Source organism: Anoxybacillus sp. UARK-01, assembly GCF_002075365.1.
GTDB classification, from domain to species: domain Bacteria; phylum Bacillota; class Bacilli; order Bacillales; family Anoxybacillaceae; genus Anoxybacteroides; species Anoxybacteroides rupiense.
This window is the reverse complement of record NZ_NASY01000026.1, coordinates 1-16,880: the sequence shown is the minus strand read 5'-3', so window position 1 is coordinate 16,880 and position 16,880 is coordinate 1. Positions and strand designations below refer to the sequence as shown.

Sequence of the window (16,880 nt, the reverse complement as noted above, 5' to 3'; positions counted from 1 at the left end):
CGCATTCACCCTTTCGCATCATCCTTGAAGCATTGAACAAGATTCTTTTCTCGCGTTGTTTGAAGGAGGGCAGACTAATTGACACATCAAGCTTGCTATATTCGCTCGCTGATTTTTTTCGTGAAAACAAAAAGAGGCGCGCGGCTCTCTGATGAGGGTGCTGCCTCTCTAAAATGATGGAGTCTGTGATAAAAATGGCGGCAGGCATCTTTGCGATATCATCCTTGTTGTCCGGAAAGGTGCAGAGGTTCTTCGTCATCTTTGTGATATTGTTGAAAGCTCTCCACAAGTTTATCAAGATGCTCCAACTGTTCTCCATAAGTAATAATCGTTCCAACGAGCGACAATAGATGATATTCATTTCCATGCTTACTGTATTGATAAAAAGCCTCCACAAGTCGCTTTTTTTCATCGTATGCCTCATCCGCTATTTTAGATTCTGCTTGAAACTTCACTTTGCCGACCAGCTTCAGCAAAATTTGCTCGTGATAATGAAGCAAGCAATCCAACTGTGAGCGCAATGTTTGTTGAAACTCAGGTGGCATTTGGGAAAGCTCATTCTCAAAGCGATGAAGCGTTCTTAAAGCATCTAGCGCTCGATTGGTAACTGTAATCATTTGACGGTATAGTACGAGCTTCCGCGATTTTTGATAGCGTTTTTTCGCGAAGTAGATTCGTTCTTCTTTATACATTAAGTAAAGCTGGTTGAGCTTCATCATATTTTCTTTTAATTTTTCGATGTCTTCTTTGAGAACGTGATGCTCAGAAGCACGCCGTGTGTTAATTCGAATCCATTTTAAAATCGTCTCGGTGTTTTCAACAATGCTGTCATACAGCTTTTTTTCATATTTTGGCGGCAAAAATATGCAGTTCACAATGAAGGCGGCGAGTATGCCAAGCATAATGGTTGAAAAACGAATCAGAGCAAATTGAATAAAGTTCGTTTCTGTATATTCCATGACGGCAATTACGGTCACTAATGCAACGGAAATGGTGGACTCAAGCCGAAGCCGTAAGCAAAGCGCAATCACTAAAATGGCTGTCAATCCAATGATAAAAGGATTGTGCCCAAATAACAGGACGAACACAATCGCAAACACAGCTCCGATCACGTTCGCTTGCAATTGCTCGATCAAAGATAAGTAAGAGCGATAAATCGTCGGCTGCATCGCAAACACAGCCGATATGCCTGCAAAGGATGGGGCAGGAAGCTTCAACATGCTGGCTAAAACAAGCGCCAATGTAACAGCAATTCCCGTTTTGAAAATGCGGGCTCCGAGTTTCATATTCGTTTTCGTATCCTTCCTTTTTATTTGGAATTATAGTTGTGAACAATTTAGTAATATACAGGGTTTATCGAAGGATATCAAGTAGGAAAATCCCCTCATTCTGAAAAAGAACAGCAGCGGTATTATGTATATGCTGGGCTGTTTTTTTCATTCAGAATAATGGGTGGTCGCCATTGATTGAACATATCCGGTGAGAGACAGCCACCCTTAAAAAAATGAAGTTATGTAAAGTAGATAAGAAGGCAACTATGAGTAAACACAATGGCTATTATGTTTTGTCTGTGCAATTTATTGGAGTTGATTTCTTGTTGAGTTTGATTATAGCTTGCTTATTCGGGGAAAGATGTGGAAAGAAACGATGTGAAAATTCAAGTGCTAAGTAGATTGACATAGGCAAGAGGAGGATCATATGACTGCCGGAAAGATGAATCTAAAGAATCCTTCACATGATGCAACTAGCTCCCCATACTTAGCCCGTAACCTATGGTCAGGCTTCTTGTTCGGCCTTGGTTTAGTGGCCTTTATCGATGAAGCGGTTTTTCATCAATTGTTGCACTGGCACCATTTTTATGACAAGTCCACGACAAGTATTGGATTGGTCTCAGATGGTTTGTTCCATGCTTTTAGTTGGTTTGCGACAGTCGGATCGCTATTTATGCTCGCAGATCTTCGCCGGCGAAACGCGTTGCGGCTCACTAGATGGTGGGGAGGGGTGCTGCTAGGGGCAGGAATATTCCAGTTATACGATGGCACAATCCAGCATAAGCTGATGCGGTTGCATCAAATTCGCTATAATGTGAATCTTCTTCCTTATGATTTGACATGGAATATCATTGCGATTGGTATGATGATAGCAGGTGCGATTCTCATCATTCGTGCACGAAATGATTTACAACCGCCAAGGGAGACGCATTCACATGAACATCAATAATTACGTTCATCACAGCACTGGCACCCATATTGATTACGCAAATGGGATACTAGCGCAGCTACTATTGGCATTGCCGTTTTTTCTGCTATTAGTTGTTTATATCTTCGCTGCATTTATATCTAATCGCCGCCATAAGCACTGGCCAATCCATCGCACGATCTTTTGGGCGCTTGGAGTTCTGTGCGCCATTGCCGCAGTGATTGGCCCTCTAGCGAATCGTGCTCATATGGATTTTACAGCACATATGATGGGGCATTTGCTACTTGGAATGCTTGCTCCGCTTCTGATGGCGTTAGCGGCGCCGATGACTCTTGTCCTGAGAACACTCAATGTGACTCTCGCCCGACGTCTTTCTAACGTGCTGAAGAGTTGGCCGATTCGTATTTTGGGACATCCTGTTGTCGCCTCTTGTCTTAATGTCGGAGGACTATGGTTACTTTATACGACTGACTTGTATGCTATGATGCAGCGAAATGTGCTTTTGCATATATTGGTACATATACATGTATTCCTTGCTGGATATGTTTTTACCGTGTCTATGATTTATATTGATCCAATGCCGCATAAGTCTAGCTTCGTCTGTCGGGCCGTCGTATTAACAGTTGCGTTAGCTGGACACAGCATCTTATCCAAATACATCTATGCTCACCCGCCTCATGGCGTCTCTACAGAGCAGGCGGAAATGGGAGGGATGCTAATGTACTACGGTGGAGATGTGATTGATGCTGTTCTTATCTTCATGCTATGTTTTCAGTGGTTTAAAGCTACTCGACCTCGTATGGAGCAGTGCTCAAAAGTCTCGAATTATCATCCATGTTGATTTTTATGATTGCATGGTCCTGTTTGCTGAAAGAGGAAAGTAGACACTATCCTTAGTTTAATATCGGCTAGGGGTTGTAGGCTCATTTTATACGGGATTATCAACAAAAAGGTATCCCGCAGAAACGGGACACCTTTTGTAGGAAGCGGATAAAAATGATCATTCTGTTGAAACGGAAGGATCAGCTTGCTCTTTTGTCGGACTAATTTGGAAGAAATGATGTTCAGGATGTTCCAGTAAAGGCTTTAGGGCCTCGGCCTCCTGTTCCTGCTCATGTTCGATGAGTAAAGCGATATATTGAGACAATAGCGCTTTTACATCTGCTCGGCCCTGCCCGTTGAGGGGTTCAATACGAACTTGGGCCCCCTTGGCGATTCGGCGTTCAAGAGCAGCTCTTGTTAACCCCATCTCCGGTTGATGACGTAAATAGACGACCCCGCCTGTCATACCAGCACAAATCCATGGTCCTGGATCGCCGAGAACAAGCCCGCGTCCATTTGTCATATATTCAAAGGCAAATCCTTTAATATTCGCGCGAGCCCCAATATTGCCATGCTCTTGTTCCGGGATTGGCGCGGTGACTTGACCGCCAATAATTAAGTCCGCTCCTGAGAGGCGAATGCCTGCGCGCGCATCTGCATTTCCTTGAGCGACAAGCAATCCTTTTTGTGCTCCGTAGCCAAATCCTTTTCCGACAGAGCCGTTATAAAACTTTCCATCTTTTCCTTTTGATTTAAAGATGAGGATGCTGCCTCCAAACGATGTTTTGCCAATTCCATCCTGCGCTCCGCCATCTACATGAATGTCGATTCCATGACTATTGTAAGCGCCGAGACCGTTTCCGGGGATGGAGCCATTTTTAAAGCGCAATGTGATGTTTGGCAATTTTTTATACGAGCCATCTAGGCGGCCGCGAACGCGATGGCAAGAGACACGGCTGCCAAGAACCCGCTGCTCCGATGTAACGGTAGAAAATTCTCGAGAACGATGCAGATCCTCTACGCGATGGTCTAAATACTCTGCTCCAGCCGCTACAAGCATCTGCGGTTCTTCTAAGCTAGCTGCTGCTTCTTTTTGAGAAAATTGCTCAATCTCTAATACATTCAGCAGGCTTGCCAAATTTAGTTGATCGAATCCCCTTGTTTGCTCTAATAAATCAGAGCGTCCGACAAGATCTTGCAGCCGCTCATAGCCGAGCGAAGCCGTTAACATCTTTAATTCATGACCAAAAGCAGTAAATAAGTGGACTAATCCTTGCACGGCAGCATTGAATTGTCGCGGTACGAAACGGCGTAATCCATGCTCCTTTGCCTGTGCCTCCGATTCGATTTGCGTAGCGATGCCGACGTGACACGTATCCAAATGACAGCCGCGGCACGTTGTACAGCCGATGGCGATCATAGAAAGAGTGCCAAAACCGATTCGATTGGCGCCAAGCAGCATGATTTTTATGACATCAAGAGCGCTTTTAATCCCGCCATCTGCCCAAATTTCGACTTTATTTCTTAATCCCGCTTCAAGGAGTGCGTTGTGTGCGGCTTTGACCCCAATCTCTACAGGGAGACCGACGTGCTGTAACGCATGGATGCGCGCTGCTCCTGTTCCTCCATCGAACCCACTTAGTGTAATGATATCCGCTCCTGCTTTGGCAATGCCGACTGCAATCGTTCCGATGTTTGGAACGACAGGTACTTTTACAGCAACTTTAGCTTGATCGTTAGCGGTTTTTAATTCTGCAATCATTTGCGCTAAATCCTCGATCGAGTAAATGTCATGATTGTTCGATGGAGAAATTAAATCCGAACCAATCGTCGCATTGCGTGCCTCGGCGATTTTGGCAGTGACTTTTGATCCGGGAAGGTGTCCTCCCTCGCCCGGCTTTGCTCCTTGGCCGATTTTGATTTCTAATAGATTAGAAGAGTTGAGCAGCTCGGCGTTGACCCCAAAACGCCCTGAAGCAATTTGCTGTCCGCGCGAGCGCGGATATTTTCCAAGCATATCTTTAATTTCTCCGCCTTCACCGTTTAAGCTGATCATATTAAGACGATCAGCCGCCTCTGCGTAGGCGCGAAATGCCACTTCGTTTTGCGAGCCAAACGACATAGAGGCAATGACAAATGGCAAACTATGCTCACCGACACTAATATCTACTTTTTCCGCTAAAAGGCTGTTCTTTGTTTTCTTTAAATCAAGTAAATGGCGGATGGTTGTCGGTGTTTCTGTTTCCAATTCGGTTAGTTTTTCACGATAATGGTCATAAACTCCGGTTTGCGCAACCTCTCCAATCGCTTTCCAAATGCGAGGGAAGAGGTGGAAGGTTTTTCTTGGCTTGGCGCTTTCATCGCCATAGTCCGCTAACCGGGCGATCGCGTCCTCTTTTAATGAAGCAAAATTATGGGTTAAAGAATCAGACCCAAAGAAGTTGTCAATTTTTAAAGTATCAGCAACGTCATTATGCAAGCCGATTGATGAGAAAAGGCGGCTATATCCGCGCAATTCATGAATGCCAATAGTGGAAATGACCTTTTCCAATCCTTTATTCAAAGCATTGAATAAATGAACAACCGGAAGAGGGGTGCTTTCAGAAGCAACTGTAGCCATCATTAAATATGGACTAATGGCATCAGCCCCTAACCCGTAAACGACAATGAAATCGTGTAAGGAGCGAATGGCCCCAGAGCGAAGCAGAATCGAACAATGACGGCGCAATCCTTGTTCGACTAATGAGTGATCGAGCATGGATGTGACAAGCAATGGATCGAGCCACAAATGTTCGCGCTGATGCGCTTGTGAGTCGTCGATCACCAGCAATGTTTTCCCTGAGCGGACTGCGTCGCATGCCTCGGCAGACAGCCGCTGTAATGCATCTGGGATCGTTTCATCGGCTGAAAAGGTTGCCGAAATCGTATAGGCTAATTTTTTCGCTTGGAACGAATGGACAATTTGATCATAGGAAGGATGCTGCAATAAATCTGCGCATTCATGGCCAAGCTTGCCCTCCACTAAAATAGGAGAAGCCAACTCTATTGCATAAGATACATCTTGCTCTCCAAAGAGCGCAGGACGTTTGCCGATGATGGTGCGTGTTGAAAAATGTTCGGTTTCACGGTCGCGATCAATGGCTGGGTTCGTGACAACCGCCACGCTTTCTTTAATAAAATCAGCGAGATTTTTCCGCCCGTTATCAATAGCGGCAAGAGGAGCATCATGACCGAGTGAACGAATCGGCTCAGCGCCCTTTTCCGCCATTTGTTCAAGGAGCTGGATATGTTCTCGGTCCCATCCAAAAGCAGCATACTGACCATTATGCACTTTGTTTGTGGACGCCATAAATACATGTTTCGCCAAAGCAGGCGGTTCAAGGCGCTTGCGAAAATTAGAAATGTCGAAGCGCTTGGCAAAACGCGCATATACTTCCTCTTGAAAATCAGCATATTCAAACATCTGGATCGCCCCGTTTGCTCCCCATTTAAACCCGATCTTTTCGCCAGGTGCCAAGGGCTTTGGTTCGCCTGTATATTCACTGGTCGGAATAATGCCAGGCTCAGAAGAAAAAATGAAGCGATCTTCCGTTTCTAATTTCCAAAGAGGCCGTAATCCTAGCGAGTCGACACTAAAGACAGCTTCGTCTCCATAGCGGGAAATAATGCCTGCCGGTCCTTGGGAAAAGTGTCCCCATGCTTCCCGAATATACGTATATAAATTTTGCAAATGAGAAGGGTAGGATTTGATTTCGTTAATAATTGGCGGAAACATTAAATCCATTGCTTCAAACAAACTGTAGTCATGACGGCAAATCAGTGTTTCGATTGTGCGGCTTAAATCCTGTGAATCACTTCCGTCTTTTGGAAGGGGAACATCAATCATCAATGCTTCTTCACGAAGCTTAGCGATTGTATTAATCTCGCCATTATGGCCTAGAACGCTAAATGGCTGGACCCTGAAAAAATTTGATAACGTATTTGTTGAGTAACGGTTGTGTCCAAGGGTAATCGTCGAAGCAATAAGGGGATTGGCCAAATCCTCATAGTATTTTGGCAATATATCTCCTGCTCCCATTACTTTATAAACAACATGAAGATTGCTCAAAGATGCGACATGAACATTTTCGTCTTGTTCGATATCGATAAGAAGCTCAAAAAGACGCTGGGATAAGTAGTGACCGTTTTGTGAAGGCAGCAGAGCCACCTGCCAAAAAACAGGCTCTTGACGAAGAGCGATCGGTCCTAGTGCACGCGAGTGAGTAACGCGGTCAGACTCAAAGATCATGGATAAACCAAACTGCTGGAATTGTTGTTTGATCGTTTCTTTTATTTTTTCAACATCCGCTGTTCGGTTAATAAAAATATGACCAACTGTAAAAGAAGGATCATTTGCTATCTCCGGATTTTGGCCAGCGGCTGCCAGTTTTTCCATCCAAAGAGCTTTTGGCAAGTCAATGTGAACGCCGACCCCATCACCTTCCCCATTGATAAATCCGGCGCGGTGGTTCATTTTGACAAGTGCTTGAATACAGGTCATAATGTTTTCTTTTGTTGGAATGCGTCGTTTCTCGAGAGCTGACACAATGCCGCATGCGTCATGTTCTGCACGATAAAAATCCTTGAAAAGGGCTGGACTCCAATGTTGTTTCATTTGAGTGGCTTTAAAGTGGGGGATATCCACTTCTCGGCCTTCACCTCCTGTGTACAGTGTTTGGTTTAAGAAAAAACCCCAACAACCAGGGGATAGAATCATGTGGGTTTGCTGAATATGCTAGCGCCCATTGCCAATATAAACGCTTTCAGCCTGTATCACTGGCCTTGTTCATCTTCACTCCTTGTTTGCTAAGCGTTTTCAAGCCAACCTGTATATATAAATGCAACTCGGAGATGAAAGGCCTGCTCTCTGGAAAATCGAAACGTTATGATTTGTCTTTATCACATATTCACGTAATAGAATCCTGTGAAAATCTGTGAAATATCGTTGTTTGGCCATCCGACCACCGAATGAACTCCTCATCTTGTAAAAAATAAAAACTTTATAAATTGGCCGCTAACAAGGAATGGTTTGCCGGCTGCGACAGACAAGCAGCCATTTTTCAAGGTGCTTATTTTATGCGAGCGACTAGTTCTGCAGATAAAAAATATTCAGAATTTATAGTCTATGTTACCATTTTTATTAAGCGAAATCAATTATTTATTCATATTTATGGATGTTGTATTCATTTGAGGGGAAGTGTAAAAATAGACTTGTAAACGATTACAATAGAAATAAAGAATGAACGGAAGATAAGGGGCTTCCGTTCATTTTTTGTATAATTATTCATATCTGAGTGATTTAAATGCATTTTCCACTGCTTGAATCGTATATTGGATATCTGATTCTGTATGGGCAAGTGTAATAAACCAAGCTTCGTATTTGGAAGGAGCGAGGTTGATCCCTTGTTTTAACATCGATTTAAAAAATTTAGCAAACATATCTCCGTCTGTCTGTTGTGCTTGTTCATAATTTTCCACTTTTTGTGTTGTAAAATAAACGGTTAAAGCTCCTTTTAGGCGGTTAATGGTAATGGGAATCTCATGTGTTTTTGCATGAGAGAGAATGCCTTCTTCCAGCATGGCCCCAAGCCGGTCAAGATGCTCGTATGCCCCTTCCTGCTGCAATACTTCTAAGCAGGCGATTCCAGCAAGAATAGACGCGGGGTTGCCGGCCATCGTTCCAGCTTGGTATGCTGGACCGAGCGGAGCAACTTGCTCCATAATATCCTTCCGGCCGCCGTATGCTCCGATTGGAAGACCGCCGCCGATAATTTTTCCAAGTGCAGTTAAGTCAGGCTCAATACCCAGCAAATTTTGTGCCCCTCCATACATAAATCGGAATGCCGTAATAACTTCGTCGTAAATGACGAGTGCCCCGGCTTGATGAGCGATTTCATTCACTGCTTCAAGGAATCCTGGCTTCGGTTCAACAATGCCGAAATTTCCAACAATCGGCTCAACAAGAACGGCTGCAACTTCTTCCCCCCATTTTTCCATTGCTTGTTTAAATGAGCCAATATCATTAAAAGGAACAGTGATCACTTCTTGAGCAATGCTTTGTGGCACGCCAGCAGAGTCAGGAGTACCTAATGTCGAAGGGCCAGATCCAGCAGCGACTAGAACAAGATCTGAGTGTCCATGATAGCAACCGGCGAATTTCATAATTTTATCTCTTCCCGTGTAGGCGCGCGCAACGCGAATTGTCGTCATCACTGCTTCAGTTCCGGAATTGACAAAGCGTACCTTTTCTAATGAAGGAATGGCTTCTTTCAACATTTTGGCAAATGTAATTTCATAAGGAGTTGGTGTTCCGTATAACACCCCGTTTTCTGCCGCGCGTTGAATGGCTTTTGTAATATGTGGATGGGCATGTCCCGTAATGATGGGGCCATATGCGGCTAAATAATCAATATACTTATTGCCATCTACATCCCAAAAGTAAGCCCCTTGTGCGCGTTCCATCACGACAGGAGCCCCTCCGCCAACCGCTTTGTAAGAGCGGGAAGGGCTGTTTACACCGCCGACGATATGTTGCAGAGCTTCTTCATAAAGTTGTTCAGATTTTGTAAATTGCATATTTCAAAAGCCTCCTACGAGAGTTTCTTTACCGCTTCTTATTCTAACATATTTACTTGAGCATACCATTTGTTTCTCTTTTTGACTTTAGATAAACTATTGCTTATGTGGAGGTAGAGAAGTATGGGGAACGTAATTGAAGTTGAAAATTTACGCAAAGAATTTAAAGCCTATTCAAGCCGCTCCGGGCTGATGGGAGCATTTCGAGATTTATTTACAAGAAATTATAAAATCATTCAGGCGGTTCATGATATTTCGTTTACAGTGAACCAAGGAGAAATGGTGGGATACATTGGAGAAAACGGCGCTGGAAAGTCAACGACGATAAAAATGCTGACAGGGATTTTAACGCCGACAGCTGGAAAAGTAAGCGTCAATGGAATGAATCCTCATAAAGAGAGAGAAGCGTTTGTGCGAACGATCGGAGTTGTTTTTGGCCAGCGCTCGCAATTGTGGTGGGATATTGCCGTACAGGAATCGTTTCGTTTGCTAAAAAAAGTGTATCGGGTATCTGACAGTGATTATAAAGAGCATATGGAGCATGTCATTGAAACATTAGATATCGGTCCGCTGCTCGATAAGCCTGTCCGCAAATTATCACTTGGCCAGCGAATGCGCTGCGAATTGGCCGCTGCCCTTATTCATAATCCCCCGCTTTTATTTTTGGATGAACCCACAATTGGCTTAGATGTATTAGTTAAATTAAAGATTCGTGAGTTTTTAAAAGAAATTAATCAAAAATATAATACAACCATTTTATTGACAACCCACGATATTTCGGATATTGAAGCATTGTGTGATCGCGTTATTATGCTCGATGAGGGGAAAATCATTTATGATGGATCACTCCAGCGCTTAAAAGAAAATTGGGGAGAAGGAAAGCAAATTCAGTTTACATTTTCTCAAGAAATTACGTCCTCAGAGCTGCATCCCTTAACGGCTGCTTGGGGTGTGAAGTGGAGTAGGGGAGAACAAGACAACAGTTGGATTGCACATGTACCGAAAGCCCATGTATCAGAGATTATCAGCTGTATTGTGAACCATTATGAGATTCAGGACCTGAATTTGTATGAAATCTCTACAGAAGAAATCATTCGCAACATTTATGAAGAAGGTGTTGCGCATGGATAAATATATGGAAATGATCCGCATTCGATTTTTGATGATGCTGGCTTACCGAACCAACTATTATACAGGTATTCTTATTTATTGCATTAATATCGGAGCGTATTATTTTCTATGGTCTGCGATTTATAGCGGGAAATCGTCGATTCAAGGGATGTCTATTGAAAAAATGGCCACTTATGTAGCCATATCATGGATGGCTAGAGCTTTTTATTTTAATAACATCGACCGAGAAATTGCGATGGAAATTAGAGAAGGACAAGTCGTAACGGAATTAATCCGTCCGTATAATTACTTGGGCATGAAGACGATGCAAGGATTGGGGGAAGGGATCTTCCGCTTGTTATTTCTTTCGCTTCCCGGAGTCGTGATTACCGCCTTGCTTTTACCCCTTCATTTTTCAACTGATATCCATACATGGATGTATTTTGGACTATCTATTATGCTGAGCTTTATTATTAATTCAGAGCTGAATTTACTTGCGGGAGTAATAGCGTTTTTTACACTGAATAATGAAGGATTGCTGAGGGCAAAGAGATTTATTATTGATTTATTTTCGGGTCTGATTTTACCAATTAGCTTTTACCCTGATTGGGCGCAAGAAATCATGAAATACTTTCCATTCCAAGCGATTAGCTATATTCCAAGCATGATTTTCACTGAAAGCTTTCAAGGACAGGCAGTTGTGAATGGGCTACTGTTTCAAGTTATTTGGAGTGTAGTGCTGTTATTTCCTATTTATATGCTTTGGAAGGCAGCGAAAAAGCGGCTTGTGATTCAAGGGGGGTAATGGCTTGTTTTATCTATCTGTCTTTTTTCAATATATGGCACAATATATAAAAACGAAATTACAGTATCGTACAGACTTATTAGTGGAGTTTTTTTCCGATCTTATGTCTCAAGCTGTGAACTTGATCTTTATTCTTGTCGTTTTCGGTCATACAGATTTGCTGCATGGTTGGACGCGGGATGAAATGATTTTTATTTATGGTTTTTTTCTAGTGCCTTTCGCTTTATTTGGTGCCTTTTTTAATATTTGGGATTTTAATGAGAGATACATTGTGCGCGGAGAGCTGGATCGTGTATTGACACGTCCTGTGCACAGTTTGTTTCAAATTATATTGGAGAGAATGGAGCTTGAATCGCTGCTTGGAGCAGTTACAGGCTTCATTATTATGGGATATGCAGGATCGCGTTTAGATCTAGATTTCCACTGGTATGATGTCCCGATCTTTCTATTATTTGTGATTGGTGGAATGTTCATATATGCAGGTGTTTTTATTGCGCTGGCGACCATCAGTTTTTGGTCTGATGCGAGAAGCTCAATTATGCCGATGATGTATAACATCAGCAACTATGGCCGGTATCCCATTGATATTTATAATCGCGTGATTCGTTATATATTAACATGGGTTCTGCCATTCGCTTTTGTGGGAGTGTATCCATCTGCTTATTTTCTTGGCAAAAAAGAATGGTATGTGTACTCTTTTTTGACCCCTGTCATGGGAGTGGCCTTTTTTGTTTTAGCCCTTTTGCTATGGAACGCAGGTATCAAACGGTATCGTGGAGCTGGAAATTAGTAAAAGGCAGGAATCGCATGGTTCCTGTCTTTTTTAGTTTATAAAAAAACAAAGCCGCAGGCGGATGAGTTGTATCACATGGAAGCAAGGAGAGGAATTCTGCTCTGTTTAGACGTAGGTCACTTTTGGATGTTTATGTTTTTTATGGGGGGACGCATAGTGTAGAGATGAGCCCTTGATTGCTGAAACCCATTGATTCTTTGGGAAATCGGTGTTGTGTCAAGTGAATAACGAGAATTCAAAACAACAATAGGGCCGTACAAATGTTAGATATAAGCGCAAGTATGCGGATGGAATATCTCTTTTTTGTCCCACATATCCATGTATAGATATGTATGGGGTGATTGCGATGTTAGTATTAGGTGCCGTTATATTTATTTTATACGCAAGCATTGCTTCGATGTGGGTAGCACAATCCAAAAGAAAGCCATATATCTCAGCGGAAAATTTTGTTGCGCTGCTCTTACTATATTTTACAATGATGCTGGGGTTTGGACTGATATATGCGTGGATGCAAATAAACGGATACAATGTGTTTACAAGAAATATTGAAGAGGAGAGCAACAGATTTGGTCATATTTTACTCGATGGCTTATATTTAAGTGCTACGACATTGTTGTCTGTCGGCTATGGCGATATTGTTCCTGTAGGAATTGGGAAATGGATTGCGGTGGTCGAAGCTTTATTAGGGTATATTATGCCAGCTACATTTATTACTCGTTTTGTTATTGATGGGAATAAAAAATGAACATTGAAACATTCGTTTTTTTTCGCTACGCTAATAAGAGATTGAAAACGAAACCTGTTGGTCTAGCGATATATTGATAAAAATTGAGATGGAGGAAGAGCAGATGGTTCTTGAAATTGGACAGCTTGCCCCAGATTTTCTGCTTCCGGCAAGCAATGGCAAAACAGTATCTCTTTCTGATTTTCGCGGAAAATATGTGGTGCTCTATTTTTATCCGAAAGATATGACGCCGGGCTGCACAACTGAGGCATGCGACTTTCGGGATTATCATGGACAATTTAACCGTTTAGAGGCTGTTATTTTAGGAGTAAGTACAGATCCGGTTGAGCGCCATAAAAAATTTATTGAAAAATATGAACTCCCCTTTTTGCTGTTAGCTGATGAGCAGCATGAGGTAGCTGGAAAATATGGGGTTTGGAAATTAAAAAGAAGCTTTGGAAAAGAATATATGGGCATTGAGCGTTCTACATTTGTCATTGATAAGTCAGGGATTTTAATTAAAGAATGGAGAAATGTTAAAGTAAAAGGACATGTAGAGGAAGCTTTGGGGTACATAAATAATTTATCGGGGTCTAGGTAAATGTCCATGCCAAAAGAAAATAAGGAGAATATATTAAAAATGTAGGGCATACCTCCTCATAAATGAAACGATGTTTTGCGGAAAATATTTCCGCTTATTTTTTTGTGAAAAATTCTTCAATAAGATTATATACTATATTAATGATAGGAATATTGACAAAAGGCATGAAATAGCGGTAGACTAATTATAAAAATTATAAAATAATAATTCTTTTTTAATAAGAAAGCGAGGTGCATGGCGGTGCCCGAAAACTCAATGTTAAAGGAAGCGCTTGATACGTTGAAACAAACAGGAGTGCGCATAACTCCGCAACGTCATGCGATATTGGAATATTTGGTTCGTTCCATGTCACACCCAACGGCAGATGAGATATATAAGGCTTTGGAAGGAAAGTTTCCGAACATGAGCGTAGCCACGGTTTATAATAATCTTCGCGTTTTTAAAGAAGTGGGGCTTGTAAAAGAATTGACTTATGGTGATTCATCAAGCCGCTTTGATTTTGTCACTTCTGACCATTATCATATCATTTGTGAGCGGTGTGGCAAGATTGTTGATTTTCATTATCCAGGATTAGATGAAGTCGAAGCGTTGGCTTCACACGTAACAGGATTTAAAGTAAGTCATCATCGAATGGAAGTGTATGGGGTATGTGCTGAATGCCAACACGGGCATCATTCTCATTAAAAAGCTGATAGCAGTAAAAGGCTATCAGCTCTTTTTTCGTTTCCGATTGTATTTTTCGTCAAACTCTTTTCCAGCTAGTTCCGGATCCAATGTTAGCGGTTCTCGGCAATACATGCACATATCGACTCTCCCCAGCATTTTTGTCGTTTTTCCGCATGTTGGACAAACCACTTGAACCGTTTTTGTCGATAACATACCGATCCAAAAATAGACGACTGTGCTGGCAATAATAAAAAGAAGCCCTAAAATCATAAATATGGTCATAATCAGCATGGAAGTACGGAAAAATACTCCTATATACATAACAATAAAGCCGATAAAGATTAAACTTAAAGCAAATGTGCGGATTTTGTTGATTTTGCTGGAATATTTTATTGACATTTTACTCTTCCCTCCTAACAACAACTATACCATAAAATTGCATGATTTAATCTGATTTCAAGCAATTTTGTAAGAGGAATTTTGCGATTTTTGTCGAATTAGCTGGTAATAGCATTCGGATAAATATTTATGGAGGAAAATATATGGAGAAGCTAATCCGCCCCATCTATCAAGAAAGAGCAAGTCAACGCAATACCCTAGGCATTCTAATGATTGAAAAAAAATTTAATCACTCTGCTAGCACTGATACGTTTGATGTCATTTTATTAGTCATTGCAAAAGATACGGATTATCCTTTCTTTATTAAGCATTATTCTTACGAATATCAGAAAGCAGCGTTGTATATTGTTAATGAACAAAAATTAAATGAATGGCTTCTTCTGGGAACAAATCGTAAAGTAATCGATTGGGTTCTGAACGGGAAAGTTCTATTTGATCGCAATGAATATATTGAAGGATTAAGAAGGCAACTGCTTGAATTTCCTGAACAAGAGCGGCAATTAAAAATGGGAATTGAATTTGCTAAATTAATTCGAAGGTATACAGATGGGAAAGTTTTTTTAGAAACCGATCAATTGCTTGATGCATATAACCATGTTGTACATGCCTTGCATCATTTAGCAAGACTTACAGTCATTGAGCAGGGGTTTCATCCAGAGGTGACTGTATGGAATCAGGTGAAGCAAATCGATGCACAAATTTATAAGCTTTATAAGGAGCTTGTGGAAAGCGAGGAGCCTTTAGATAAAAGATTGGAGTTGCTTTTTTTGGCAAGTGAATTTTTAATTCATTCTCGAGTTCCGTCTGGTTCGGCCCATTTGTTAAAGATATTGAAGCAAAAAGAAGGGGCTTGGAGCATAGGGGAAATAGCATCTCATCCAGAACTGCAAGTTTATTCTGTCGATCTTGTTATCATGCTGGAATATTTGGTGGATAAACATTTTTTAGCTATTCAAGAGGTACCGACAAAGGGACAAAATATTTTTCATCGCTATTACATGGTTGTAGATCACCCTTAATTCCCTCAATTCTAAATAAATGGGCCCTCTTCCACGCATAATATAAAGGGCCTTTACTTATTCGCAACAAGATTGGATAGAAAAGATAAAAAAACTATTGACTTGATAAAAAAGACGTGGTAAATTAGAAAACGTCGCTGCGAGGTATTCAACTGCAGCGCCGAAAATGAGTTGACTTAAATGAAAAAAGATGATATTATGAAAAAGTCGTTTTAAAAAAGAAAAAATGTTCTTTGAAAACTGAACAAAACGAAGCGTTAACGAAAAATTTCGGTATAGTCAACCGGAATAAGATAATAGCCAATCAACTTTCTTTTGGAGAGTTTGATCCTGGCTCAGGACGAACGCTGGCGGCGTGCCTAATACATGCAAGTCGAGCGGACCGAATAGAAGCTTGCTTCTGTTTGGTTAGCGGCGGACGGGTGAGTAACACGTGGGCAACCTGCCCGTAAGACGGGGATAACTTCGGGAAACCGGAGCTAATACCGGATAACCCTGAAGACCGCATGGTCTTTAGTTGAAAGGCGGCTTCGGCTGTCACTTACGGATGGGCCCGCGGCGCATTAGCTAGTTGGTGAGGTAACGGCTCACCAAGGCGACGATGCGTAGCCGACCTGAGAGGGTGATCGGCCACACTGGGACTGAGACACGGCCCAGACTCCTACGGGAGGCAGCAGTAGGGAATCTTCCGCAATGGACGAAAGTCTGACGGAGCAACGCCGCGTGAGCGAAGAAGGTCTTCGGATTGTAAAGCTCTGTTGTTAGGGAAGAACAAGTATGGTTCGAATAGGGCCGTACCTTGACGGTACCTAACGAGAAAGCCACGGCTAACTACGTGCCAGCAGCCGCGGTAATACGTAGGTGGCAAGCGTTGTCCGGAATTATTGGGCGTAAAGCGCGCGCAGGCGGTTCCTTAAGTCTGATGTGAAAGCCCACGGCTCAACCGTGGAGGGTCATTGGAAACTGGGGGACTTGAGTGCAGAAGAGGAGAGCGGAATTCCACGTGTAGCGGTGAAATGCGTAGAGATGTGGAGGAACACCAGTGGCGAAGGCGGCTCTCTGGTCTGTAACTGACGCTGAGGCGCGAAAGCGTGGGGAGCAAACAGGATTAGATACCCTGGTAGTCC

At 42.3% G+C, this 16,880-nt stretch carries 13 protein-coding genes and 1 rRNA gene; 10 read left to right on the top strand and 4 right to left on the bottom strand.

Annotated features, from left to right (window positions below):
* Positions 1 to 218 precede the first annotated feature (218 nt).
* Positions 219 to 1,286, bottom strand: coding sequence for an FUSC family protein (locus B6A27_RS03130; RefSeq protein ID WP_044741730.1), 1,068 nt, complete (start codon positions 1,284 to 1,286; stop codon positions 219 to 221).
* Positions 1,287 to 1,713: 427 nt separating this feature from the next.
* Here B6A27_RS03130 and B6A27_RS03125 point away from each other — a divergent pair, with 427 nt between their 5' ends.
* Positions 1,714 to 2,220, top strand: coding sequence for a DUF2243 domain-containing protein (locus B6A27_RS03125; protein WP_080860169.1), 507 nt, complete (start codon positions 1,714 to 1,716; stop codon positions 2,218 to 2,220).
* On the top strand, positions 2,174 to 3,040 hold the full coding sequence (locus B6A27_RS03120) for a cytochrome c oxidase assembly protein (RefSeq protein WP_369824134.1): 867 nt from the start codon (positions 2,174 to 2,176) through the stop codon (positions 3,038 to 3,040). Before B6A27_RS03125 ends, B6A27_RS03120 begins: the two co-directional genes overlap by 47 nt.
* A 159-nt stretch (positions 3,041 to 3,199) precedes the next feature.
* Here B6A27_RS03120 and B6A27_RS03115 read toward each other — a convergent pair whose 3' ends face one another.
* Both B6A27_RS03115 and B6A27_RS03110 read right to left on the bottom strand, forming a co-directional pair.
* Entirely contained in the window at positions 3,200 to 7,675 is a 4,476-nt protein-coding gene (locus B6A27_RS03115; RefSeq protein ID WP_080860167.1) for a glutamate synthase-related protein, read from the bottom strand.
* A gap of 665 nt (positions 7,676 to 8,340) precedes the next feature.
* Positions 8,341 to 9,636: a glutamate-1-semialdehyde 2,1-aminomutase gene (locus tag B6A27_RS03110; RefSeq protein WP_080860098.1), complete on the bottom strand. Its 1,296-nt coding sequence runs from the start codon at positions 9,634 to 9,636 to the stop codon at positions 8,341 to 8,343.
* A gap of 123 nt (positions 9,637 to 9,759) precedes the next feature.
* Between B6A27_RS03110 and B6A27_RS03105 the strand changes: the two genes are divergently transcribed.
* The 6 genes from B6A27_RS03105 to perR all read left to right on the top strand — a co-directional run bounded on the left by B6A27_RS03105 (position 9,760) and on the right by perR (position 14,353).
* Entirely contained in the window at positions 9,760 to 10,767 is a 1,008-nt protein-coding gene (locus B6A27_RS03105; RefSeq protein ID WP_080860096.1) for an ABC transporter ATP-binding protein, read from the top strand.
* Positions 10,760 to 11,551, top strand: a complete 792-nt coding sequence (locus B6A27_RS03100) for an ABC transporter permease (RefSeq protein ID WP_080860094.1) — start codon at positions 10,760 to 10,762, stop codon at positions 11,549 to 11,551. The genes B6A27_RS03105 and B6A27_RS03100 overlap by 8 nt, the downstream gene beginning before the upstream one ends.
* 4 nt (positions 11,552 to 11,555) lie before the next feature.
* On the top strand, positions 11,556 to 12,341 hold the full coding sequence (locus B6A27_RS03095) for an ABC transporter permease (RefSeq protein WP_044741725.1): 786 nt from the start codon (positions 11,556 to 11,558) through the stop codon (positions 12,339 to 12,341).
* A 349-nt stretch (positions 12,342 to 12,690) separates the two neighbouring features.
* On the top strand, positions 12,691 to 13,089 hold the full coding sequence (locus B6A27_RS03090) for a potassium channel family protein (RefSeq protein ID WP_080860092.1): 399 nt from the start codon (positions 12,691 to 12,693) through the stop codon (positions 13,087 to 13,089).
* A gap of 103 nt (positions 13,090 to 13,192) precedes the next feature.
* A complete protein-coding gene (bcp, locus tag B6A27_RS03085; protein WP_044741723.1) occupies positions 13,193 to 13,669 on the top strand; it encodes a thioredoxin-dependent thiol peroxidase in 477 nt (158 codons plus the stop codon).
* A 234-nt stretch (positions 13,670 to 13,903) separates the two neighbouring features.
* Positions 13,904 to 14,353: a peroxide-responsive transcriptional repressor PerR gene (gene perR, locus B6A27_RS03080; protein ID WP_044741722.1), complete on the top strand. Its 450-nt coding sequence runs from the start codon at positions 13,904 to 13,906 to the stop codon at positions 14,351 to 14,353.
* 24 nt (positions 14,354 to 14,377) lie between these two features.
* On the opposite strand, the gene B6A27_RS03075 is transcribed toward perR, so the two are convergent.
* Positions 14,378 to 14,734 (bottom strand): YgzB family protein, encoded by a 357-nt coding sequence (locus B6A27_RS03075; protein ID WP_044741721.1) that lies wholly within the window; start codon positions 14,732 to 14,734, stop codon positions 14,378 to 14,380.
* A 143-nt stretch (positions 14,735 to 14,877) separates the two neighbouring features.
* Between B6A27_RS03075 and B6A27_RS03070 the strand changes: the two genes are divergently transcribed.
* Together B6A27_RS03070 and B6A27_RS03065 are read left to right on the top strand one after the other, a co-directional pair.
* Positions 14,878 to 15,753 (top strand): nucleotidyltransferase-like protein, encoded by an 876-nt coding sequence (locus B6A27_RS03070; protein ID WP_044741720.1) that lies wholly within the window; start codon positions 14,878 to 14,880, stop codon positions 15,751 to 15,753.
* A gap of 312 nt (positions 15,754 to 16,065) precedes the next feature.
* Positions 16,066 to 16,880, top strand: a 16S ribosomal RNA gene (locus B6A27_RS03065); the annotation flags it as partial.

Coding starts and splice junctions, on each gene's coding strand:
- B6A27_RS03130 (WP_044741730.1), bottom strand. CDS start 1,286: ATGAAACTCGGAGCCCGCATTTTCAAAACGGGAATTGCTGTTACATTG.
- B6A27_RS03125 (WP_080860169.1), top strand. CDS start 1,714: ATGAATCTAAAGAATCCTTCACATGATGCAACTAGCTCCCCATACTTA.
- B6A27_RS03120 (WP_369824134.1), top strand. CDS start 2,174: ATGATTTACAACCGCCAAGGGAGACGCATTCACATGAACATCAATAAT.
- B6A27_RS03115 (WP_080860167.1), bottom strand. CDS start 7,675: ATGAAACAACATTGGAGTCCAGCCCTTTTCAAGGATTTTTATCGTGCA.
- B6A27_RS03110 (WP_080860098.1), bottom strand. CDS start 9,636: ATGCAATTTACAAAATCTGAACAACTTTATGAAGAAGCTCTGCAACAT.
- B6A27_RS03105 (WP_080860096.1), top strand. CDS start 9,760: ATGGGGAACGTAATTGAAGTTGAAAATTTACGCAAAGAATTTAAAGCC.
- B6A27_RS03100 (WP_080860094.1), top strand. CDS start 10,760: ATGGATAAATATATGGAAATGATCCGCATTCGATTTTTGATGATGCTG.
- B6A27_RS03090 (WP_080860092.1), top strand. CDS start 12,691: ATGTTAGTATTAGGTGCCGTTATATTTATTTTATACGCAAGCATTGCT.
- bcp (WP_044741723.1), top strand. CDS start 13,193: ATGGTTCTTGAAATTGGACAGCTTGCCCCAGATTTTCTGCTTCCGGCA.
- perR (WP_044741722.1), top strand. CDS start 13,904: ATGGCGGTGCCCGAAAACTCAATGTTAAAGGAAGCGCTTGATACGTTG.
- B6A27_RS03075 (WP_044741721.1), bottom strand. CDS start 14,734: ATGTCAATAAAATATTCCAGCAAAATCAACAAAATCCGCACATTTGCT.
- B6A27_RS03070 (WP_044741720.1), top strand. CDS start 14,878: ATGGAGAAGCTAATCCGCCCCATCTATCAAGAAAGAGCAAGTCAACGC.